The sequence below is a fragment of the Mycolicibacterium neworleansense genome (assembly GCF_001245615.1).
Taxonomy (GTDB): Bacteria; Actinomycetota; Actinomycetes; order Mycobacteriales; family Mycobacteriaceae; genus Mycobacterium; species Mycobacterium neworleansense.
The window spans coordinates 393528-415309 of the sequence record NZ_CWKH01000002.1 but is presented as its reverse complement, the minus strand read 5'-3'; the positions used below and the strand labels follow the sequence as shown (position 1 = coordinate 415309).

Here is a 21782-nt window from a genome sequence, read left to right as displayed (position 1 = left end):
ACCGCGCTGCGCAAGCATTGGCGCATGCCGACATTCAAGACCGCAGACAGCGCCGACATTCACTACACCGACGCCGGGTCCGGGCCGGTCGTGGTCTTCACCCATTCGTGGGGACTCAATTCAGGCCAGTGGATTCACCTCGTGGAAAGACTGGTGGACAATGGGTTTCGCTGTGTGAGCTATGACCGGCGCGGGCACGGCGCTTCCGGTACCTACGACGGCGAGTGGACGGTGGATCTGCTGGCCGACGACCTGGCCGCGCTGCTCGAGCACCTGGACCTCCGCGAGGTGGCGATGGTGGGGCATTCCCTGGGCTGTGGTGAGATCGTGCGCTATCTGAGCCGGCACGGGACCGCGCGGGTGAATCGTGCGGTGCTCGTAGCGCCCCAGCTCCCGCTCCTGGTCGAGACCCCGGACAACCCCGACGGTGTTCCCGAGGCGATGCTCGACGGAATGCTCGCCGAGTTGGAACGCGATGTGCGGCAATGGTGTGTGGACAACGCCGCGTCCTTCTTCGGGAATCACGTGGTGTCGCCCGAGGTGGTCCGGTGGACGGTGGACCAGGTCGCCGCCGTGCCCCTCGTGACACTGGTCGCCACCCAGCAGATGGGCGCCCACACCGACTACCGCGCCGAGCTTGCCGGCCTCGATCTGCCGGTCCTGGTGATCCACGGCGATGCCGACGTGTCAGCGCCCATCGAGCTCACCGGGCGACGCACCGCCGCGCTGTTGCCTGACGCGAAGCTCGTCGAGATCCCCGGGGCTGCACACGGGCTGTACGTCACCCATGCCGACCGCGTCATCGAGGCGATTTGTGCACCTCCGGCAACGCTGGCCGTTGGTGGAGGTGCACAAATCACTGGTTAGCGGCGGGTGTTGAGCAGATCGATGACCTGCCGGACCAGGTCGTCGATCACGGCGCCGGTGGTGTCGAGCACCAGGTCGGGATTCTCGGGCGGCTCGTAAGGTGCGTCGACGCCGGTGAGGCCTTTGAGCTCACCGGCCCGGGCTCGCGCGTAGAGCCCCTTGGGATCCCGGCGCTCGCACTCGGCCAACGAGGTCGCGACGTGCACCTCGATGAACGGCAGTTTGGCGGCGTCGTTGAGGGCCCGAGCGGTCTCGCGGTCGGACTTCAGCGGTGACACCAGCGATGCCAGCGCGACCACACCCGCATCGGCCAGCAGCCGGGTCAAGTGGCCTACCCGGCGGATGTTCTCGGTCCGGTCACCGGCCGAGAAGCCAAGATCATCGGACAGGCCGTGGCGCAGGTTGTCCCCGTCGAGGAGGTAGGCCACCTGGCCGGATTCGACCAGCGCCCGCTCGACGGCCACCGCCAGCGTGGACTTGCCCGAGGCCGGCAGACCGGTGAACCAGATGGTCGCACCGCGCTGGCCGGTGCTGTTCCAGCGATAGTCGCGGTCCAAGGACGACGGATGCCATTTGATGTCGGACCGGTTGTGTCCGCTCGGCTTGAGTTCGCGCGCCTCGACGATGATCCCGGCGCCGACGGTGTCATTGGACACCTCGTCGATCAGGATGAACGCGCCGTTGTCGCGATTGTCGGCGTAGCTGTCGGCCACCAGGACCGAGCTGGTGCGCAGCGTGACCGAGCCGATGTCGTTGAGCGCCAGCTCAACCGGAGCCTCGACCTCGTCGAGGGTCTCCGGGTCGAGCTTGGTGTGCAGCTCCTGGACCGTGGCCCGCACCGTGCGGGTGCCCTGCTTGAGGGCCAGCCGGTCGCCCGCACGCAGCGGGTTGTCGAAGAACCAGCAAACCGTCGCGTCGATCTCCCGGGCCAGCACCGGCACCACGGCATCCGACGCGCCGCTGACGAAGACATCGCCGCGGCCGACATCGATGTCGTCGGCCAGCTCGATCGAAACCGACAGCGGGGCAACACCTACCGCGCGGTCCTCGTCGAGGGTGTCCAGGGCCGTGACCACCGACCGCGTGCCGGCTGGCAGGCTCACCACGGGGTCACCGACCTGTAGCGTGCCCGCCGACAGCCGGCCGGTGTAACGGCGACGCTGCTCCGATGTGGGTCGCGACACCCACTGCACGGCCAGGCGCAGGTTTGCCGGATCGGCATGGGGTGCGGACAGTTCGATGCCCTCGAGGTAGTCGAGCAGGGTCGGCCCCTCGTACCAGGGGGTGTTCTGCGAGCGGTGCACCACGTTGTCGCCCAGTTTGGCGGCGATCGGGATGACGGTCAGATCGAGCCCGCCGAGCCGGTCGGCGACCTGGTGCAGCTCCCGTTCAACTTCGGCGAACCGGTCCTTGTCGAAGTCGACCAGGTCGATCTTGTTGACCGTGGCGACGAAGTGCTTGATACCCAACAGTTTCGCGATGCGGGCGTGACGCCGGGTCTGGCGCAGCACCCCGGCCCGGGCATCGACCAGCAGGATCGCCACATGCGCATTGGAGGCACCGGTGAACATGTTGCGGGTGTAGCGCTCGTGGCCGGGGGTGTCGGCCAGGATGTAGCTGCGGGTGGCGGTGGAGAAGAACCGGTAGGCCACATCGATGGTGATGCCCTGCTCCCGCTCGGCCCGCAGCCCGTCGGACAGCGCCGCCAGGTCGGCCACCCCGTCCGAATCGGTCACGGCCTCAAGATGATCCAGCGGCAGGCTGTCGGTGTCGTGCAGGAGGCGGCCGATCAGCGTGCTCTTGCCGTCATCGACCGACCCGGCCGTGGTGATGCGCAGCAGTTGACGCGTGCTCATCAGAATCCCCTGTTCTTCGCGCGAGCGCTCATCAGAAGTAACCCTCCCGCTTGCGGTCTTCCATCGCGGCCACGGATGTGCGGTCATCGGCGCGGGTCTCGCCGCGCTCGGACACGGTGGCCGCCGAGATCTCGGTGATCACCCGGTCGATGGTGGTGGCCTGTGACCGCACCGCCCCGGTGATGGTCAGATCGCCGACGGTGCGGTAGCGCACCCACTCGACGGCCGCCGTCTCGGCGCCGACGGGTGCGGCGTACTCCGACACCGCGAGCAGGATGCCGTCACGTTCGAAGACCTCGCGTTCGTGGGCGAAGTAGATCGACGGCAGCTCAAGGTTTTCCAGCTCGATGTAGCGCCAGATGTCGAGCTCGGTCCAGTTGGACAGCGGGAACACCCGTACCTGCTCGCCCTTGCGGATCCGGCCGTTGTACAACGACCACGGCTCGGGCCGCTGGGCGCGCGGATCCCATTGGCCGAACTCGTCGCGGAAGCTCAGGATGCGCTCCTTGGCCCGGGCGCGTTCTTCGTCGCGGCGGGCGCCGCCGAAGGCCGCGTCGAATCCGCCGGCCTCCAGCGCGTCGAGCAGCGTGCGGGTCTGCTGCCGGTTGCGGGACGCGCCCGGCCCCGGATCGGTGACCCGGCCGCTGTCGATCGTCTCCTGCACCGACCCGACGAGAAGCTTGTGCCCGACGCCGGTGGTGCGCCGGTCGCGGAACTCGATGACTTCCGGGAAGTTGTGCCCGGTGTCCACGTGCAGCACCGGGAACGGCAAGGGCGAAGGGTGGAAAGCCTTCTCGGCCAGGCGCAGCAGGACGATGGAGTCCTTGCCCGCGGAGAACAGCAGCACGGGGCGCTGGAGCTCGGCCACCACTTCGCGGATGATGTGCACGGCTTCGGCTTCCAGCAGCCGTAATTCGTCGACGTGCAAAAGATCAGTGCTTGCTGTTCTTCGCGCAAGCGGCTCATCAGCGACCGTCATACCGGCAACCCCTCCTTCTCGGCGTCTTTGCGGTAGCGGTCCACCCATTCGTCGGACCGCTGGTCGGCCTGGCGCTCCAGGACCGGCTGCGGGGCCAGCCGCGGGTCCAGACCGAGCGCTTCCAGCACCGTGGCCACCACGGTCGTGAGGTTGCGCCACAGGTACGGGTAGGACACCTCGATGGGGGAGACGTTCTCCTCGGCGAACCAGGCGCGCCAGCCCTCCTCCTGGGCCTGCAGCAGCTTGACCACGTGGGCGATGGCGCCCGCGTGGTACTCGGCGCGGGCATCGCGCACCGGATCGGCCCGGCCGCGCCAGACCCTGGTCTGCACCGCTCGCCAGAACGAAACCGCTTGCGACACAACATCAGGACGGTAGACGTGGATCAGGACCGGATCGCTGCCGATGACGTCGCGGATGGCGGCCAGCAGGCCTGGGCCGGAACGCTCGGGCAGGCCCTCGGCACGCTGCAGCAGCAACGGGGTCTGGTTCCACATGAGCTTGCCGCCCCATACCCCGTTGGGCGTCCGGCCGACCGTGCGTACGTAGTCGCGCCAGATCTCCGACGGTGCCAGGTCCGGCTTGCCCTCGACGATCGGATCGAGCAGGCGCAGGATCGACTCGTCCTCGACATCGGCGAACCACTCCCGGGGCTGCGGCGACATGCTGGTGCTCGGCAGGTACTGGAAGAACTCTTGCGGTTCACCGGCCATGCCGGTGGCGCGCAGGGATTCCACCAGCAAGGTGCTGCCGCTGCGCTGGGAGGCGAGCACCAGGTAGGCGGTCGGATGATCTGACATGGGCGAGACTTTAACCATCATTGATTTGCGGCGCCTATTCAAAGAAGCGTCAAGAGTTTTAATTCACCGAGATGAAAACTATTGGTGGGTATCGGTGATGCCGCGGTCGGCGGCGATGGCGGATCGGCTGGTGGCCGGGCGGCCATGGACGCTCAGATATGTCTGGGTATAACGCTCCGAAATGCGCGTGCCGGCGAATTCGGACGGTATGACGTCGAGGGTCTTCTGGCGCCAGTCGTTCAACAGCAGGGCGAGGTTCTCGGCGATCGCCTCGGCCTTGTCGGTGGCATCCGGTCCCAGCAGGTTGTTGCGTTCGGAAGGGTCCGCGGCGAGGTCGTACAGTTCGCGGTCGGGCCGAGGTGCGAGGATCTGCTCTGCGAGTATGCGACCGGGCGGGCTGTCGGCGATATCCCACGGCAGGTCCAACAATGGCCGCGCCGCGTAATTCTCGATATAGCTGTATTCCTTTGTGCGGATCGCACGAATGGGATCGAAAGAATCGTGGTAGGTCTTTGTGGTGTACACCTCGGACCGGACTTCACCGGCCTCCGTGGAGGATGACCGGAGGTTGCTGGCGTGAGACAAACCCTCGACCTCGGCGGGGATCTGGACGCCGAGTAACTCCAGCAGGGTGGGCAGCAGATCGACCCCGCTGAACAACTCGTCGTAGCGGCGGGGCGCAATCTCGGTACCCCGGGGTGGACGCACGATCAGGGCGATACCGGTGCCCGCGTCGTACAGCGTCGACTTGGCGCGGGGCAGCGCCGGTCCGTGGTCGGTCATGAACACCACCCACGTGTTCGCGTCCAGACCGGCCTCGGCCAGGGCGCCGAGCAGTTCGCCGACTTTCGCGTCAGCTACCGCGATCGACCCGTAGAACTCGGCGAGATCGCCGCGCACGGCGCCGGTGTCGGGCAGGTAGTCGGGGACCTCGACGGAGGTCGAATCGGCCGGTTCGTACCGGTCGCGCGGATATGGCCGGTGCGTCTCGAAAAATCCGGCGGTCAGCAGGAAGGGCTGTTGCGGCGCATCGGCCAGCCACGCGGTGGCCTGCTCGACGACATACTCGCAGAACGAGTTCGACACATCGAACTCGTCGTATCCCAGTTTTGCCGGGTACGACGTCTCGTGCTGCATGCCGAACAGCGCTGTGTGCCAGCCGGATTCGCCGAGAAGGTGAGGGAGGGTGCGCACGCCGGCGCGGTACTCCCAGCCGTGGTGAGCCAGGCCCACCAGTCCATTGCTCTGCGGGTACCGGCCGGTGAACAGCGAGCCGCGCGACGGGGAGCACAACGGTGCGGTGGCGTGTGCGCGGGTGAACAGAATTCCCTCGGCGGCGAGTCGGTCGAGGTGCGGGCTGGCCACGTCCGAGTGGCCGTATACCCCCAGATAACGCCCGAGGTCATGCCAGTGCACGATCAGCAGGTTCTGCCGTTGCGGCTCGGTCACGTCACGTCCTTTCCATCCACTCTACGACCGAACCGCCTGAGCTTGCCGTCCGCAACCGTTTGGCTCATCGAGAGCGACTTATTCGGCACGGCTTCATCGGTAGGGTGGGGGCCATGCCGACCGCCACCGAACCCGCTGCGGTCAGCGGCTATGAGGCCCGCTGGGAGCAGCACAACACCGAGCGGCGTGCCCAGATCCTGCAGGCGGCGGTCGCGTTGATCGAGGAGAATCCACCGGGCGCCGACATCTCCATGGCACGTATCGCCGACCGCGCCGGACTGGCGAAGTCGGTGGTGTACCGCCAGTTCGCGGGCAAAGATGAGCTTGAGCGCCGCGTCCGGTCCTATGTGTTCGACGACTTCGCGGCGGTTCTCGACACCAACCTGGACGTCAGTAACGGCTCGTTGCGCGAGATCCTGACCCGCACCGTGGCGGCGGTGGCCGACTGGATGCTCGATCACCCCCGGCTCGACGAGTTCGTCCGGCGCGGCCCGACGTTCGACAGCGACGGGTCTCTGGATGCGGTCAGTGAGCTCAAGCTCCGCATGACCAGGCAATCCGAGGGGATCATCGCCACGATCGCCCAAACCATCGGGGTGGATGACAGCGCGTTCAAGACCGTCCCGTTCGCGGTGGTGACGATGGTGGAGGCCACCTTGTCGGCATGGATCCGTGGCGCGGCGCCGGAGCGGTCACGAGAAGAGATCGTGACGCACCTGGCCGATTTCGGCTGGTACGTCCTGGACGGCGCAGCGCGCGCGAGCGGGCTGGACATCAACCGCGACGACGAGTTGACGTCGGTGATCGCCGGGCTGATGAGCCGCTAGGCCAGCCGCCCGGCGTTGTAATCGGCGACCAGGCTGCGAACCGTCTCCTGGGCGCAGGATTTGTTTGTCCCGATGAAGCCGGTCGGGCCGCGTTTGATCCAGCCGGTGACGTAGGCCCCGCGGACCTGCGGCACCCGGCCGCCGTCATTCGGCACCGTGGCGGTGGTGTCGTCGAACGGCAGACCCGCCACGGGCTTGCCCCGGTAGCCGATGGACGTCAGTACGAGACCTGCTTCGATGACTCGTTGGCGCCCAGTGGATTTCACCCGTGTTGAACCGTCGGGCGCGGCGATGAGCTCGTTGTGCACGAATTCCACACCGGTGGCCGCGGATGGACCGAGGATCGTGGTCGGTGACAGCAGATACTCGAGCACGATCCGGCGGTTACCCGCCCCGCGTGGCGCCGCACGCAATATCGAGGCCCGCGGATCGGAATCCGGCAGTGTCCGCACGTCCTCGTCGCGGACCACGACGTCGACATCCGGCGTCGAGCACAGACCGACCAGTTCGGGAAGGGTGAACGCGGACTGCTCGATCCCGCGCCGGCCGACGACCACCACCTCTTCGACCGAACTGTCGCGCAGCGCCTTCAGTGCATGAGGCGCGATATCGGTGTCGGCCAGCAGATCGGGATCGATGGTGAGGATGCGTGCGACGTCGAGGGCGACGTTGCCGTTGCCGACAATGACCACGCGACGGCCCGATAAGTCGAAGGTCCGGCCCGCGTGATCGGGATGACCGTTGTACCAGGCGACGAATTCGGTAGCCGAGCTGACGCCGGGTAGGTCGATGCCACCGATGTCGAGGCGGCGGTCCGTCGAGGCCCCCACCGCGTAGACGACGGCGTGGTGTTCGGCGAGCAAATCGTCGTGGGTGATCTGACCGCCGACCTCGACGCCCAACCGCATCTCCAGGCGCGGATCGGCGGCGATGTGGTCGAACTGGCGGGTCACCCCGCGGGTCCGCTGGTGATCGGGGGCCACCCCGAATCGGGCCAAACCATATGGCCGCGTGAGCCGTTCGTAGATCCGGACTTTGGCCCCGGGGATGGTCAGCACCTCTTCTGCGGCGTACATGGCGGCCGGGCCGGATCCGACGATCGCCACGCGAAGGTCGCTCCCGGTGCGTACCTGCAACGGCGGCACGACGGGCGCCAGGACGGGCCGCGGCCGCGGTGTGGCGTAGAAATCGGCGTTCAGGGTGGCGAACACGTCTTCCGCGGCGGTCAGCTTGGTGTGCGGTTTGATCGCGTCCACCGGGCAGGCCGTCACGCAAGCCCCGCAGTCGACGCATTCCACCGGGTCGACGTAGAGCATCTGCGCGGTGTGGAAATCGGGTTCGTCGGGTGTGGGGTGGATGCAGTTGACCGGGCAGGCGTAGACGCACGAGGCGTCGCTGCAGCAGGACTGCGTGATGACGTGGGGCATCAGGCGATGGCTACCGCTTCGCGGTCCGGCACACCGCGGTAGCGGGCCGCCTCGCCGTCGATGCCGCAGCGTTTCCACATCCAGCGGCCAACCCGGTTCATCAGGCCGAGCTCCTCGCTCAGGGCACGCATTTCACCGAAGTAGCCGGCCAGGATCTTGCGGGAGTGCGGGCTGCGCCAGAACGCGTCCTTGATCACCTCGCGCGGAATCCCGAACTCCTCGCCGAATGACTTCGGCGGAGCCACGATCTCGTGGGCGAGCCAGCGCAGGGTCAACGGAAATGCCACACACGCGAACGCCTTCATCCGCCAGGAGCGTTCGGGCATATGCGTTTTGAGGAACTCGTGCGCCCAGGAGATGTGGCGGGCCTCTTCGGCGATGTGGATCTGCATGGTCCGCAGCACTGCGGGCGGAATGTTGGCGCCCTCGCGGATCAACCCCTTCTGGAAGTGGTCGATCGGCTCCTCACCGGCGAGGATGCCCGCCATGAACGCCGTAGGGGAGTACTGGCCGACGAGGCCGATGTACGGGGACAACCGGCGGAACAATGGCCGCATGCCCGGCACGTCCACGCCGCTGCGGTTGACCAGCTCCTGGAACATCTGGATGTGGTTGCACTCTTCGGTCATCTCGTGCAGCGCGTAGCGGAACTCGGGCGAGTTGTTGGGCAGCTTCATGATGAAGGCCATCAGCCCGCGGATCAGGATGCTCTCGAAGGCCGCGCCGACCTTGACCGAGTTGAGCGTGCGCCAGCGGCCGATCTCGATCTGCCTGGCCAGCGGCTGGGCCTGGTACCACGCGGTGGCGCCGAGCGGATCGACGTTGGGTGACAGCACCCAGCGGGGATCGTCGAGGTCGATCGCCAAATCGGGGGAGTCCCATGCGATGTCCAGGTAGGGGTCGAAGCGGCGGCGCACGGAACCCTCGGACAGCGTATGCAGCAGATCCTGGTAGCCCGCATCCAGAGGTGCGGCGTCAGGCGAGGTGGAAACCATTGCGCCAATTTACCGAGACATCGCGTCCCAGTAAATACCGAACTTTGCGGGCCGCCGGGTTACGGGTGGTACGGCACTCCGACCGCGCGGAATACGTATTCGGGGCCGACGTCGAAGGCCAGCGACCGGCGCGGCAGCTGTGCCAGGACCTCGTCCGGTATCGCGGTCTTGTAGTGCAGCGACAACTCACCGCGGCAGCGCCGGTCGATCTCGGCCACATCCGCCGTGATCGTGAGGCCGGCCGGGTCGATCTCGGCATGCATCGCACCGACCTGCGGCGCTGTCCACGGCTGGTCGACGCTGCGGCCGGCAAGCTTGGGCAGGGTGGACATGGTGGCCAGCGCGCGGTAGTTGGTCAGGACCACCGCACCTGCATAACTCGCGACGCTGCCCGCCGACCGCTTGCCCGGAATGGAACCGGTGAAACGCCTGGTCACCGGGACGTATTCAGCGAGAAACAGGATGCCCTCGGCCTCGGCTTCCGCTCGCAGACCCTCCGGCAGTGCGCCGATGTGCATCAGCTTTCGCAGGATCAATGCCATGTCCTCGACGGTAGCGCGCAAACATGGCAAATCGGTTGGAGCTGGTAGAGATGATCTCGTGAATTCGCGTGCCAGATGGCTGATCGTGACCGGCGGCCTGGCCCTCGTGCTGTACGCGGCGCTGTGGATCGGTTACGAGGCGCAGTGGACGTGGCTGGCCGACCTCGATGCGGACGGGTTGGCGGGCCCCTACCGGTTCGGCATGGCGCACCCCGGCTGGGTGACGGCCTGGGACGTGTTCTGCACGGTGCTCGGCCCGTTTGCTTTCCGGTTGCTGGCCCTGGTGCTGATCGTTGTCGCGCTGCGGCGAGGACGACGGCGCATCGTGCTGTTCCTGCTGTTGACCATCGAGCTCAGCGCGGTGACAACCGAGCTGGCCAAGTTCCTGGTGGAGCGTCCGCGTCCGGCCACCGCAATGGTCCATGCGGCCTCCACCTCATTTCCCTCCGGGCATGCGCTGGGTGTGATGGTGTCGGTGCTGGCCCTGTTGGCCCTGGCCTGGCCGACGCTGCAGCCACGACTCCGGAGCTGGTGGTTGGCCGCCGGCGTGCTCGTCATCATCGCGATCGGGGTGGGCCGGGTGGTGCTCAACGTCCACCATCCGTCTGACGTGGTGGCCGGGTGGGCGCTGGGCTATGCCTGGTTCGTGGCGGTCTACCTGCTGTGCCCGCCGTATCCGACGGTCACGGCAGCGGACGAAACACCGGCAGCGCCCGGTAACGCACACTGAAGCTGGCCTCGCTGAGCGCTTCGCCGAGCTCTCCGTCATGGGCCACGGTGGTGGGGCCGTCGACCGCGACGAACCGGAACTCCGGCACCTGCAGCTCGTGGTAGAGCGGACTGCGTTCCAGCCGGCCCAGCACCACGGCCGTCGCGATGCGCAGCCGGCTGAACCGTCGCCCGGTCTCCAGGATCCGCACGTCGATCAGGCCGTCGTCTAGACGCGGACGCTGCGACGGTGCGAATCCGGACGGGAAATACGTGGAATTGCCCAGGAAGAACAACTCTGTCTCAAGTGTCTTGTCGTCGTAGCTGATCCGGACCGGCGCTTCCCGGCGCAGCGTGAGGTACAGCGCGTACATCCCGGCCAACCGCTTGCCCATCCGGTGCTCGAGCCGCTCGCGCGTGCGGACGTACTTGGGGTAGGCGCCGATGCTGGCGGTGTTGATCACCATGTGTTCCTCGTTGAGGCACACCAGGTCGACGTAGGCCGCGGTGCCGTCGGTGATCGCCTTGACGGTCCGGGCCACCGAATCGCAGCCGATGTCCTTGGCGAAGTGGTTGAACGTCCCGCCGGGAAAGACCGCGAGGGGCACACCGGCCTCGACGGCGATGCCTGCCGCGCACGCCACGGTGCCGTCGCCGCCGCCCACCGCGAGCACTTCGGTGCGTGCGGCCGTCGCCCGCAAGACCGCCTCGATGTCATCGTCAGCGCCGAGCTCGACGATCTCGGTGCGCGGCAGGGCCTTTCGGACGTCATCGATGATGCGTGCCCCGGTGCCATCGCCGGAGGCCGGGTTGATCACCAGGGTGACGCCTTCGCCCTCCGGCCGCGGCTCGGTGCGGAATCGCAGCGGATCGGACTTCGGCAGGGTGGCCGCCGGGATGGTGGGTACGACGCGGGCGCCGAGGACGGCGATCGCGGCGCCGATGCCGAATCCGGCGAACACGTCGCCGGGATAGTGCGCACCCGTGGCCACCCGGGACAGGCCCACCAGGCCGGCCAGCAGCGCCAGCGGCAGGCCCATCGATGCCGATTCCAGGCCCACGCCGACCGCGAACGCCGCCGCACTCGCGGAGTGGCCCGAGGGCAGGGAATGTGAGGTGGGGACCCGTCGGGTCCGTCGGGCCAGAGGGATCACGCTGCGGTCCGGCCGCGGGCGCCGCCAGATCCGCTTGGCCACCTGGTTGGTCACCAGGCTGGTGACGGCCAGGCTGACCACACCGCGCGCGGCGCCGCGCCGCACCGACGTGCTGCCCAGTGCGCCCATCGCCGCGGCGATGGCGAACCACAGCTTGGAATGGTCTGCGGCCCTGGTCAGCCGGGGCATCACGGAGTCCAACAGGGGGCTGGGCGACTCGGCTACCGCCTCGAAGACCTCGCGGTCCAAGGTGCCCAGTCCTTTGCCGATCGCGCGCACGTCCATCCCGCCAACGTATCTGTCGCGACCGGATCGTGCTCCAAGCTTTATCGGGCCGAGAGGGACGCCGACGACGATGGACGGATGCGCCGACTGCTCGCCGTGCTGTGTGCCGGGGTGCTGGCGTTGGCATGCGCGCCGACAGCCGGTGCCGTTGACCCGCCCTGGTTCGCCTCGTCGGTCGGCAACGCCACCCAGGTCATTTCGGTTGTGGGCGTGGGCGGTTCGAAGGCCAAGATGGATGTCTGGCAGCGCGGGCCGGCCGGATGGCAGCCGATCGGCGCCGGGATTCCGGCGAACATCGGCTCCAACGGAATGGCTCCGCAGACCCACGATGGTGAAATGAAGACGCCCATGGGCGTTTTCACGCTCGACTTCGCGTTCGGCACCGCACCCAATCCCGGCGGCGGCCTGCAGTATGTGCAGGTGGGGCCCAACCACTGGTGGGACGGCGACATGAAGAGCCCGACCTACAACACCATGCAGGTGTGCCCGAAGGCGCAGTGCCCGTTCAACACCGACCCGAGCAGCGGGACCGAGAACCTGCAGATCCCCCAGTACAAACACGCTGTGGTGATGGGCGTGAACAAGGCCAGGGTGCCCGGCAACGGTGGCGCTTTCTTCGTTCACACCACCGACGGCGGGCCCACGGCCGGCTGCGTCGCGATCGATGACGCCACCTTGGTCAAGATCATGCAGTGGCTCCGGCCCGGCGCGGTGATCGCGGTCGCGAAATAGCCGTCAGATATTCAGGGCGGCACCGGGTTCCAGTTTGAAGTTCAGCCCCTCCAGCGACAGCGTGGCATCGTAGGTGCGGTCGTAGCCGGTGGCGCTGATCTTCCAGCCATCGGCGGTGCGCCGGTAGCGGTCGTGATAGAACGCCGACCCGAACAGCATGAAGTTCATGCTCGCGACGATCACGCGGTCCTGCAGGTACCAGGTGGCGGTGGCCTCGTCGCCGGTCACCTCGATCTCCGGGTGTGCGACGCGATGTTCGGTGATCACCTCCGGGCCCAACGAGCTCTTCATGTAATCGACCAGCGAGTCGCGGTCGGTGAAGTGCAGGGTCTGGCCCATGGACTGCCCATAGTCGCCCGCGACGTCCTCGGTGAGGGTGTCGGCGAACTCGTCCCAGTGCTTGGTGTCCAAGGCACGCAGGTACCGGTACTTGACTTGCTTGATGTCGTCGATGTCACCCATGCCCGACATTTGAGCACACCGGCCGAGCGGGTGTGGCGCTATCCCGAAGGCGTGAGGTCGTGGGTTGCCGGCCCCTCGATCAGCGTGCCGTCCGGAGCGAAGCGGGACCCGTGCAGTGGGCAGTCCCACGACTTGTCGGCGTCGTTCCAATTCACGATGCCGCCCAGGTGGGGACACACCGGCGACACCGTGCGCTCGACCCCGTCGACCACGCTGTGTGCCTGCAGATGCCACGGTGGCCCGGTCACGACGCCGCAGTCCTCGGTGGCGGTGGCGCCGATGCGGGTGGCGGGCGCGATCCAGCCCTTGGCCATGTTCAACCCGACGGTGAGGTTGGTCTGCACCGCCGCGGCGATCCCCGACAACTCGTGCGGACTCCAACTGGCGAACGCCTCGGCCCAGTCCATTCGTCCGCCCAGGACGCGGCCGGACAAGGCCAGTGCGGCGGCGACCCCGTTGGTCATTCCCCATTTGTCGAAACCCGTTGCCACCAGGATCTCGTCGTGGCCCGGCAGGATCGGGCCGACATAGGGAAGCGCGTCGATGGGGGCATAGTCCTGCGCCGACCAGAAGTGGGTCTGGACCGCACCAGGCCAGTGAAGCTTGGTCCACGACGCCAGCTCGTCGACGGATGCGGCGGGGTCGCTTTTGCGTCCCACCGGATGGCCGGCGCCGCCGACGATGAGCAACTCTCCGTCGGAAGTCGGAGCCGAACGTGTTGAGCGGGTAGGGGAATCGGTCGAGATGTACATGCCCCGCGTGATATTGCCGGGCACCCGGAACGCCATGCAGTACGAGCGGTGGGGAGACAGCCGGGCGAAGAATCCGCCTCGATCGAGGATTGGGGTACCGGTGGCCAGTACGCACCGATTGGCGCGGACCTCGAGTTCGGTGCCGCTACTGGTCTGTACCCGCAGTTTGAGTCGGGCGCCGCCATCGTGGCTGACGCGCTGCACCCTGACTCCTTCGACCAGCCGGCCTTCGCGCTCGTGCAGCTCGGCGATCAGGCTGTCCAGAAATGGCATGGGGTCGAACTGGGCTTGGTCGGCCAATCTGACTCCGCCGTGGAACGGGAAGGGTACGTCGGCCTCGTCGGCCCATTCGACCTCCAGGCCGGCTTCCCGGCAGGCCCGGAGCTCCTCCTTGGCTTTTGCGACGCCGTTGGGTGACTGGGCGTATGTGTAGGCGGCCTCGCGTTGCAGCCCGATCCCGCGGGCGTCGCAGTAGTCGATCAACCACTGCTGCCCTTCGAGATTGCCCTGGGCGTAGTGGCGGGCCACCTGCGGTGAATGCTTGGCCACGATGTCGGTCATCCTGGTGCCTTGCAGCAGGCTGATCTTGGCGGTGGTGTTGCCGGTCGTGCCGGCTCCCGCGGTGCGTGCCTCCAGGACCATGACGTCTCGCCCGGCGCGCGCCAGCAGTACCGCAGTGACCAGGCCGGTGATGCCGGCGCCGACCACGACGACGTCCGCACTGCGCTCCGATTCCTCGGCAAGCGTGGCAAATATTCGGTGCTCCGGGCGGTCGGCGAGCCACAGTGACGTCATGATGTGGCTGTACCCGCAGGCTGCGAAGTCAAACGCCGGTTGAGGGGTTTCGCGGTTGCCGAATGGTGCCGGCGCTGATCGTCGGCGGTGATCACCAGCTGTCTGGTGTTTGTCGGCGGTGTTGCTCGGTCCGGTGGCCGGGGAAATCGGTGGTGGGTCAATATTTTTGATCATGCGCAGATCTACGCGGCCGTAAACGCGTTGAGGTAAAACCGCTTTGAGGGTGCGGAAGGCGTTTCCGCGAAGACACGCCGAAATGGTTGCCGCGTGGGCTTTACGGCCATTATCGACAGTGACCATCGATGTTCCTGTGGGTCGCATAGGTGTTGCTGATCAGGTCAAACCCGCACTGGCGGAATGCGCTCGGCGGCGGCTCGCACGGAGTGTCAGACTGCCTCGGCGCCGCGCGGCGGCTATCGTGGCGTGCGTTATGAGCGGCCCGTTGGGGTTGTCGATCGGGACCACCAACTTGGTTGCGGCGCGGGTCGGCAATCAACCTGTCAGCCGGCGTTCGGTGTTGACCTTGTCGACCGACCGGACGCCGCAGGTCGGCGTGCCCGAATCCGGTTCCGGTGTCACCCTGAGCGGTTTTGTCGAGCGGGTCGGCGATCCGGTGCCCCTGGTGGCGCCCGACGGCGCGTCGTATCCCGCGGACACCCTGCTGGTCGAGGCACTCGATGCGATGGTGGAGCTGGCCGGCGGACCGTCGGATCAGCTGGCGATCGCAGTCCCGGCGCATTGGGGAGCGCCTACCCTGCGCGCCCTGCGCAATGCGCTGCGCACCAACCCGAGTTTCTCTCGGGACGGGAGGCCGCCCCGGCTCGTTCCCGATGCGGTCGCCTCCCTGGCCGCCCTGCGTGCCAATCCCGGCCTGCCGCCCACCGGTGTGGTGGCCCTGCTGGACTTCGGCGGTGGCGGTACCAGCATCACGCTGGCCGATGCGGCGTCGGCCTTCGAGCCGATCGACGAGACCACCCGCTATCCCGATTTCTCCGGGGACCAGATCGATCAGGCTCTGTTGGCGCACGTGCTCGACGGCGTCGCCCAGGCCGGCGGCATCGATCCGGCAGGCACCGCGGCTGTCGGGTCGCTGACCCGGCTACGTGAGGAGTGCCGCCAAGCCAAGGAGCGGTTGTCGGCAGATACCGCGACCGATCTGGTGGTGGAACTGCCCGGGTATGCCGCAACTGTGCGGGTGACCCGCACCGAGCTCGAATCGCTGATGCAGGCTCCGCTTGCCGGCGCCCTCGATGCGCTGGAAAAAGCGTTGGAACGCAACGGCATCAGTTGGCCGGCCGTATCCGCGGTGGTGACCATCGGCGGCGGCGCCAGCATTCCACTGGTTACCCAACGGCTTTCAGCACACTCACAAGCCGTGGTGGTGACCACTCCGCAGCCCGCACTGGATGCCGCGATCGGTGCCGCCTTGTCCGCCGCGTACCTCGCCGAGGCCGATGCGCAGACCGGTATGGCGCCGACCCTGGGTGTAGCGGCCGTGGTGCCACCTGCCGGGATTCCTTCCGGTGCAGAGGGTTCCGAGGGCTCGTCGACGTTCCGTGCGCTGGCCTGGTCCGAGGACGACGCCGGTGACGACGTGGTGCCCTACACCGGGCCCGACCTGGTCGACTCTTACGGCAGCGAAACCGCGGCGCGTCCAGCCGTGCAGTACGTACCCCCGACTGGTCCGATCGAACAACCGAGCGGGGGCTGGCAGCGGTTGCCGTTGACGGTTTTCGCGGTGGCCGCGGCGCTGGTCGTGGTCGCCATCGGTGGGGTGACGTATGCACTGACCAGTGCCACCGGCACCGCGCCGAGTTCAGAGGTGAAGCCGCCCGAACCCAAGCCGTTGCCTCCGCAGGAGGTGGCGCCCAGCCCGGTCGAGGCCCCGGCCCGCAAACGCCGGCCAGCCATAGAGTTGGGGGTGTGGGCGCCGCCCCCGCCGGTGACGGAGACGCGCGTCGTCACGCAGACGACCACCCCGCCTCCGGTCACAACCACCACCACGACGACCACAACCACAACGACGCCGCCGCCGACGACGACCACTACGACGACGCCGACGACGACCACCACCACGACGAACCCGATGACGACGACCTACGTCACGGTGCCGTTCGTCCCGGTGCCGATCCCGATCCAGGTGCCGAACCGGGGTGAGACGCAGCAGCCTCAGTACCCGTACCAGCAGCAGCCGCAGTATCCGTATCAGCCCTATCCGTGACGAAAGCGGCTGAGCAGGCTACCTTTCGATCAACAATCGGGAGGCACTGTGAACCGCATCCATGCCGTCGCCGGCGGCGCCCTGACCTTGTTCACCGCGGGTGTGCTGGCCGCCCCGGCCTCGGCGACCCCCGCCGAAGGCGACGTGGTGCGCACCGATCTGGGCAAAGGCACCACCACCGCCCCGATCTGGGTGGTGACCACCGGCCAGCCCACCACGCTGCACGTGCAGAGCCTGTTGCTCAAGCCCGGAGCCGGCAGCGGTTGGCACAGCCATCCCGGGTGGGAGCAATCGGTGATCAACGAGGGCGCGGTGGTGGTGCAGACCGCGGCCGACTGCACACCGGTCGAGTACACCGCGGGCCAGGCGGTGGTCATTCCGGCCGGGGTGCCGCACCGGGTGACCAATGACGGCGAGGCCGATGCCGATGTCGTGGTGACCTACACCCTTCCCGCCGACGCACCGGTACGCGACGACGCCCCTGCGCTGTGTCACTAGCTGCAGAAACACATCTGGCATAGCGATACTTTGGGCAGGGGTCGGAAATCTTGGTAAGAGTTCGGTTAAGGTTCTGCTGTGCCTGAGATGGATCGTCGCAGTGTGATGTTCATGATGGGTCTGGGGGTCGCAGCGGCGGCATTGCCTGCCGGAACGGCCAACGCCGACCCGGCTATTGGCGATAACCCGCCTGCGCCGGCCCCCGGAGCGCCCACCCCGCCGGCTGCCGCAGCGGCGCAGCCCACCTTCCTGTTCCAGGATGAGTTCAATGGTCCGGCCGGGTCGCCGCCGGACCCGACGTGGTGGCACCTCATCCCGGAGCGCGAGACCATCAAGAACCCGGTCGAGTGGGACAAGCCGTTCAACATGGGCCGCTACGTCACCGACACCGAACACGCTTTCCAGGACGGCAAGGGCAACCTGGTGATCCGCGCGACGCGCGGCCCGGGCACCACCGTGCAGGAGAAGTACGCCAGCGCCAAGGTCGTCGGAAACTGGCGTGGCGGTATCGGCACCACCTGGGAGGCCCGGGTCAAGCTCAACTGCCTGACCGACGGTGCCTGGCCCGCGTTCTGGCTTCTCAACGACGATCCCGTCCGTGGCGGCGAGGTCGACCTGGTGGAGTGGTACGGCAACCGTGACTGGCCGTCGGGCACCACGGTGCACGCCCGCCTGGACGGTGAGTCCTTCGCCACCGACCCGCACCCGATCGACAGCGGGTGGCACACCTGGCGGATGTCGTGGACGCCGCAGGGCATGTACTTCTGGAAGGACTATGCCCCGGGCATGGAACCCTTCTTCGAGGTCCCGGCAAACTCCTTGCAGGACTGGCCTTTCAACGACCCCGGCTACACGATGGTGCCGGTGTTCAACATCGCCGTCGGTGGGTCCGGTGGTCGCGATCCGAGTGGCGGCAACTACCCGGCCGAGATGTTGGTCGACTGGATCCGCGTCTTCCAGGGCTGAGTATCTTTTGCGCCGAGAGTTGGCTTAGGTGCGAGATTTCGCGAGAATTTCGTACACAAGCCAACTTTCGGCGTATCAGGGGCAGACCGCCATCCGCAGCTTTCCCGTGGGCGGTGGGCGTAACGCCGCATCGATCTGGGTGAGCGCCACCGGCGCCGTGACGAGCGACTCCCACGGATGGCGCTCGCGGGTGCGGTCCAGGAAGTCGACCGCACGGTGCAGATGCCGGGGCTCGTAGTTGTGCACACCGGTGATGGTGAGCCATTGCCGTACAACGGTTTCCGGGTCGACCGTCAGCGGTGGCCCCGGAGTGACGGACCCGGCAAGGACCAGGGTGCCGCCGATGTCGAGGCGGCCCAAGGCATTCGCGACGGCCACGGAGGAGCCGGTGTAGTCGATCGCCACATCGACCGGCCCGCCATCGCCCGCACCCGCACCGAAGCGCGCCGCCAGCACCAGGCGGTCGGCATTGCGGTCGACGACCTGGACATCACCCCCGGCCTCCGTGCATGCCGCGACGGCGGTGAGGCCGAGCATGCCTGCGCCGTTGATGAGCACCCGTCGGCCGGTCAGCTCACCGGCGGCCTCCAGGGTGGCCATCACCGTCGCTGTCGCGCATGCGGCGGGTGCGGCGACGGTATCCGGCAGGGTGTCGGGCACGACGGCGATGGTGGTGCCGCGGGGCAGAACGACATGTGCAGCATAAGAACCCGACAACGGCCAGTCGCCCTCGAACGCCTCGTGACCCACCTTGCGCACCGAAAGACATTTGGCGCTCAGGCCGGATCGGCACCGCGAGCACTCACCGCAGGTTACGGTCACCGACCAGATGATGCGTTGGCCGAGTTGGGCATCCGAACCCGCACCGACGGCGACGACTTCGCCGACGGCCTCATGCCCGAGGATAGACGGGCACGCCGCGGTACGCCGGCCCATGACGGTGTGCAGGTCGCTACCGCACACGGTGGCCAACCGGACCCGGGCCAGGACCTCTCCGGCGCCGAGTTCGGGGACCGGGACCGTTCGCACGTCGAGACCGGAGCCGGTCCAGACCGCGGCTGCCGTCACACGAGGCGGGACCGAATCCATCCGGACAACCTTTCGATGGCGTAGACGATGACGAAGATGACGAGGACGATGGCGCCGGCGACATCGAAGTTCAGCGTGCGGATCGACTCGAACAACAGGTACCCGACGCCACCTGCGCCGACGATGCCCAGGATGGTGGAGGTTCGTACGTTCACGTCGAACAGGTACAGGCTTGACCCGACCATCGCCGGCATGGCTTGCGGAATCACCGCGGCGAACAACGTCTTCCACCAGCCGCCGCCCACCGAGCGCACCGCCTCCAGCGGGCCGGGATCGATCTCCTCGACCGCGTCGGCGACCAGTTTGGCCAGGAAGCCGATCGATCCGATGGCCAGGGCGCAGGTGCCGGCGATGGGTCCGAGCCCCAGCGCCGCGACGAACACCACGGCCAGGATCAGCTCGGGTACCGCCCGCACCACCAGGATCCAGCCACGGGCAGCCCAGTAGACCGCGGGGTGGGGCGTGACGTTGCGGGCGGCCAGGATGCCGACCGGGATCGACAGCACGACACCGATGGCGGTGGACACCACGCCGATCGCCACGGTCTGCCCTGCGGCGGCGAACAATTCAATGCCCAGGGCCGAGAAATTGGGCGGAACCATCCGGGCGAACACCTCGACCGCCGGACCCACCCAGGTCATCAGGGACACCGGATTGATCTTCAACACCACCAGTGCCGCCACGCAGACACCGATCAGGGCGCCACCGAAGATGAACCGGGCGGCGCGATCCCGGGCCGGGTTCGAACTCGCAGAATCCAGCAGCATTCGGCGGATCACGATGGACAGCAGTTCCATCGCGGCGATGATCGCCAGAATCACGCAGGCGATGCCGAGGGCGCGCGGATAGATCAAGCCACGCAACGCATCCTGCAACGCAAAGCCGATCCCGCCGGCGCCGACGAAGCCCAGCACCACCGACATCCGGAGGTTGATGTCGATGCGGTAGATGAATGTGGCGATCCAGGACGGCATCACCTGGGGGACGACGGCGTTGAGCATCTCGCGGAAATAGCCGACGCCCGTGCTGCGCACGGCCTCACGCGGCCCCGGGTCGGTCTGCTCGATGGCATCGGCGAACACCTTGCCGAGCATGCCGATGGAGTGGAGAGCCAGCGCGAGAATTCCCGGGAGCACACCGATTCCGAGGGCCCGGACGAACAGCACGGCGAACAGCAGGTCCGGCATGGCCCGGCAGAACGTGATGATGGCCCGGGCCACGGCCTGCACGGCCGGGTGCGGCGTGGTGTTTCGGGCGGCCAGGAAGGCCAGCGGTACGGAGGCGATTGCCGCGAGCACCGTGCCCAGCACCGCCATCAACAGCGTCTCGACTGCCAGCCCGCCGATCCGTCCCGGATCGTCCAGCCGGGGCGGGATCATCCGCTCCAGCAACGCCACAACCTCGTCGACGCCGTCCAGCAAGGTCCCCGGGGCGAAGTCGATGGACCAGGCCGCCACGATCGTGGCCAGCACCGCGCCGATCGCAACCAGATGCAGCAGGCCGGGTAGAGCCCTGTGTTCGGAGACGGGCGGCGCGGGTGCCGGGCGCTCGGTCAGGTCGGTACTCACGACGGACGGGCCGCCGAATGAGCTGCGGGGTCGACGCGTTGGTATATCTCCATGACATCGTCGCGGGTCATACCGACCGCGGGCCGGTCCAGGATCTTCTGGCCGTTGCGCAGGCCCACCAGCCGATGCGCCCAGCCCAGGGCGAGGTCCACCTGGTGCAGCGTGCAGACCACGGTCAGCTTCTCCTCGATGCACACCCGGAACAGCAGATCCATGACCACACTGGCGTTTTCGGGGTCCAACGAGGCGACGGGTTCGTCGGCCAGCAGCAGCCCGGGCTTCTGCATGAGCGTGCGGGCGATCGCAACCCGCTGCTGTTGGCCACCGGAGAGGGTGTCGGCGCGGCGGTCGGCGTAGTCGGCCAGCCCCACCCGGTCCAGGTAGGTCAGGGCTTCGGCACGCATCGCTTTGGGGTAGGTCAGCGCGCCGTAGCGGGGGAGCCGCAACTGGCCGAGGCCGCCGATCAGGACGTTCTCCAGACAGCTCAACCGCCCGACAAGATTGAAATGCTGGAACACGAACCCCACGTTGCGGCGCAGCGCGCGCAGTTGTTTGGCAGAGGCGGTATCGACGTGGGTGCCGCCGACCTCGACACTGCCGGAGGTGACCGGGTGCAGCCCGTTGAGGCAGCGCAGCAGTGTGGACTTGCCCGAGCCGGACAACCCGAGCAGCACCAGCATCTCGCTGCGCCGAACCTCGAGGCTGACATGGTCGAGGGCCAGGGTGTCACCGAAGCGTTTGGTGACGTCGCGGGCGATGACGACGAGATCGTCGCCCGCGACGGGATGGTGGGGTCCGCTGGTGCTCATG

The 21782-nt window shown here is 67.4% G+C and carries 20 protein-coding genes; 7 read left to right on the top strand and 13 right to left on the bottom strand.

All coding sequences use genetic code 11. The features are described from left to right. Window positions 1–24 precede the first annotated feature (24 nt). Window positions 25–867 (top strand): alpha/beta fold hydrolase, encoded by an 843-nt coding sequence (locus tag BN2156_RS17675; RefSeq protein ID WP_090516320.1) that lies wholly within the window; start codon window positions 25–27, stop codon window positions 865–867. On the opposite strand, the gene cysC is transcribed toward BN2156_RS17675, so the two are convergent. The 4 genes from cysC to BN2156_RS17655 all read right to left on the bottom strand — a co-directional run bounded on the left by cysC (window position 864) and on the right by BN2156_RS17655 (window position 5951). Next, complete coding sequence (gene cysC, locus BN2156_RS17670; protein ID WP_090516319.1) at window positions 864–2723, bottom strand: sulfate adenylyltransferase subunit CysN; 1860 nt, start codon at window positions 2721–2723, stop codon at window positions 864–866. The genes BN2156_RS17675 and cysC overlap by 4 nt on opposite strands. Window positions 2724–2754: 31 nt before the next feature. Then, window positions 2755–3702, bottom strand: coding sequence for a sulfate adenylyltransferase subunit CysD (gene cysD, locus BN2156_RS17665; RefSeq protein ID WP_090516318.1), 948 nt, complete (start codon window positions 3700–3702; stop codon window positions 2755–2757). Next, window positions 3699–4502 (bottom strand): trehalose 2-sulfotransferase, encoded by an 804-nt coding sequence (gene stf0, locus BN2156_RS17660; RefSeq protein WP_090516317.1) that lies wholly within the window; start codon window positions 4500–4502, stop codon window positions 3699–3701. Before stf0 ends, cysD begins: the two co-directional genes overlap by 4 nt. A gap of 78 nt (window positions 4503–4580) precedes the next feature. Next, window positions 4581–5951, bottom strand: a complete 1371-nt coding sequence (locus BN2156_RS17655; RefSeq protein ID WP_090516316.1) for a sulfatase family protein — start codon at window positions 5949–5951, stop codon at window positions 4581–4583. Window positions 5952–6064: 113 nt separating this feature from the next. Here BN2156_RS17655 and BN2156_RS17650 point away from each other — a divergent pair, with 113 nt between their 5' ends. Then, the gene (locus BN2156_RS17650; protein ID WP_090516315.1) at window positions 6065–6778 is read left to right on the top strand and encodes a TetR/AcrR family transcriptional regulator; all 714 of its coding nucleotides are present in this window, start codon (window positions 6065–6067) and stop codon (window positions 6776–6778) included. On the opposite strand, the gene BN2156_RS17645 is transcribed toward BN2156_RS17650, so the two are convergent. Genes BN2156_RS17645 through BN2156_RS17635 form a run of 3 tightly spaced genes read right to left on the bottom strand, consistent with a single transcriptional unit; the run spans window position 6775 to window position 9742 of the window. Next, window positions 6775–8205: an FAD-dependent oxidoreductase gene (locus tag BN2156_RS17645; protein ID WP_090516314.1), complete on the bottom strand. Its 1431-nt coding sequence runs from the start codon at window positions 8203–8205 to the stop codon at window positions 6775–6777. The genes BN2156_RS17650 and BN2156_RS17645 overlap by 4 nt on opposite strands. Next, a complete protein-coding gene (locus tag BN2156_RS17640; RefSeq protein WP_090516313.1) occupies window positions 8205–9200 on the bottom strand; it encodes an AurF N-oxygenase family protein in 996 nt (331 codons plus the stop codon). Before BN2156_RS17640 ends, BN2156_RS17645 begins: the two co-directional genes overlap by 1 nt. A gap of 59 nt (window positions 9201–9259) precedes the next feature. Then, a complete protein-coding gene (locus BN2156_RS17635) occupies window positions 9260–9742 on the bottom strand; it encodes a hypothetical protein (protein WP_090516312.1) in 483 nt (160 codons plus the stop codon). A 58-nt stretch (window positions 9743–9800) separates the two neighbouring features. On the opposite strand from BN2156_RS17635, the gene BN2156_RS17630 reads away from it, so the two are divergent. After that, the gene (locus tag BN2156_RS17630; protein WP_235625388.1) at window positions 9801–10472 is read left to right on the top strand and encodes a phosphatase PAP2 family protein; all 672 of its coding nucleotides are present in this window, start codon (window positions 9801–9803) and stop codon (window positions 10470–10472) included. Here BN2156_RS17630 and BN2156_RS17625 read toward each other — a convergent pair. Continuing rightward, window positions 10426–11889 carry a bifunctional phosphatase PAP2/diacylglycerol kinase family protein gene (locus BN2156_RS17625; RefSeq protein ID WP_090516310.1) on the bottom strand — a complete coding sequence of 488 codons (1464 nt, stop codon included), beginning with the start codon at window positions 11887–11889 and terminating at the stop codon, window positions 10426–10428. The two genes, BN2156_RS17630 and BN2156_RS17625, sit on opposite strands and share 47 nt — an antisense overlap. 78 nt (window positions 11890–11967) lie before the next feature. Here BN2156_RS17625 and BN2156_RS17620 point away from each other — a divergent pair, with 78 nt between their 5' ends. Further along, window positions 11968–12621 (top strand): L,D-transpeptidase family protein, encoded by a 654-nt coding sequence (locus BN2156_RS17620; protein ID WP_090516309.1) that lies wholly within the window; start codon window positions 11968–11970, stop codon window positions 12619–12621. Between the two features lie 3 nt (window positions 12622–12624). On the opposite strand, the gene BN2156_RS17615 is transcribed toward BN2156_RS17620, so the two are convergent. Next, entirely contained in the window at window positions 12625–13083 is a 459-nt protein-coding gene (locus BN2156_RS17615; RefSeq protein WP_235625387.1) for a nuclear transport factor 2 family protein, read from the bottom strand. Window positions 13084–13121: 38 nt separating this feature from the next. After that, window positions 13122–14630 (bottom strand): FAD-dependent oxidoreductase, encoded by a 1509-nt coding sequence (locus BN2156_RS17610; protein WP_090516307.1) that lies wholly within the window; start codon window positions 14628–14630, stop codon window positions 13122–13124. A 430-nt stretch (window positions 14631–15060) separates the two neighbouring features. On the opposite strand from BN2156_RS17610, the gene BN2156_RS17605 reads away from it, so the two are divergent. From BN2156_RS17605 to BN2156_RS17595, 3 genes are all read left to right on the top strand, one after another. Next, entirely contained in the window at window positions 15061–16851 is a 1791-nt protein-coding gene (locus BN2156_RS17605; RefSeq protein ID WP_090516306.1) for an Hsp70 family protein, read from the top strand. Window positions 16852–16899: 48 nt separating this feature from the next. Further along, window positions 16900–17349 (top strand): cupin domain-containing protein, encoded by a 450-nt coding sequence (locus BN2156_RS17600; protein ID WP_090516305.1) that lies wholly within the window; start codon window positions 16900–16902, stop codon window positions 17347–17349. An 87-nt stretch (window positions 17350–17436) separates the two neighbouring features. Next, entirely contained in the window at window positions 17437–18315 is an 879-nt protein-coding gene (locus BN2156_RS17595; protein WP_162490928.1) for a glycoside hydrolase family 16 protein, read from the top strand. 75 nt (window positions 18316–18390) lie between these two features. Here the strand turns inward: BN2156_RS17595 and BN2156_RS17590 are convergent, their stop codons facing one another. From BN2156_RS17590 to phnC, 3 genes are read right to left on the bottom strand one after another with little or no spacing between them, the layout of a single operon-like run. Then, the gene (locus BN2156_RS17590; protein ID WP_090516304.1) at window positions 18391–19404 is read right to left on the bottom strand and encodes a zinc-binding dehydrogenase; all 1014 of its coding nucleotides are present in this window, start codon (window positions 19402–19404) and stop codon (window positions 18391–18393) included. Continuing rightward, window positions 19380–20972: a phosphonate ABC transporter, permease protein PhnE gene (gene phnE, locus BN2156_RS17585; protein WP_090516303.1), complete on the bottom strand. Its 1593-nt coding sequence runs from the start codon at window positions 20970–20972 to the stop codon at window positions 19380–19382. The genes BN2156_RS17590 and phnE overlap by 25 nt, the downstream gene beginning before the upstream one ends. Beyond that, the gene (phnC, locus tag BN2156_RS17580) at window positions 20969–21781 is read right to left on the bottom strand and encodes a phosphonate ABC transporter ATP-binding protein (protein ID WP_090516302.1); all 813 of its coding nucleotides are present in this window, start codon (window positions 21779–21781) and stop codon (window positions 20969–20971) included. Before phnC ends, phnE begins: the two co-directional genes overlap by 4 nt. Window position 21782 lies beyond the last annotated feature (1 nt).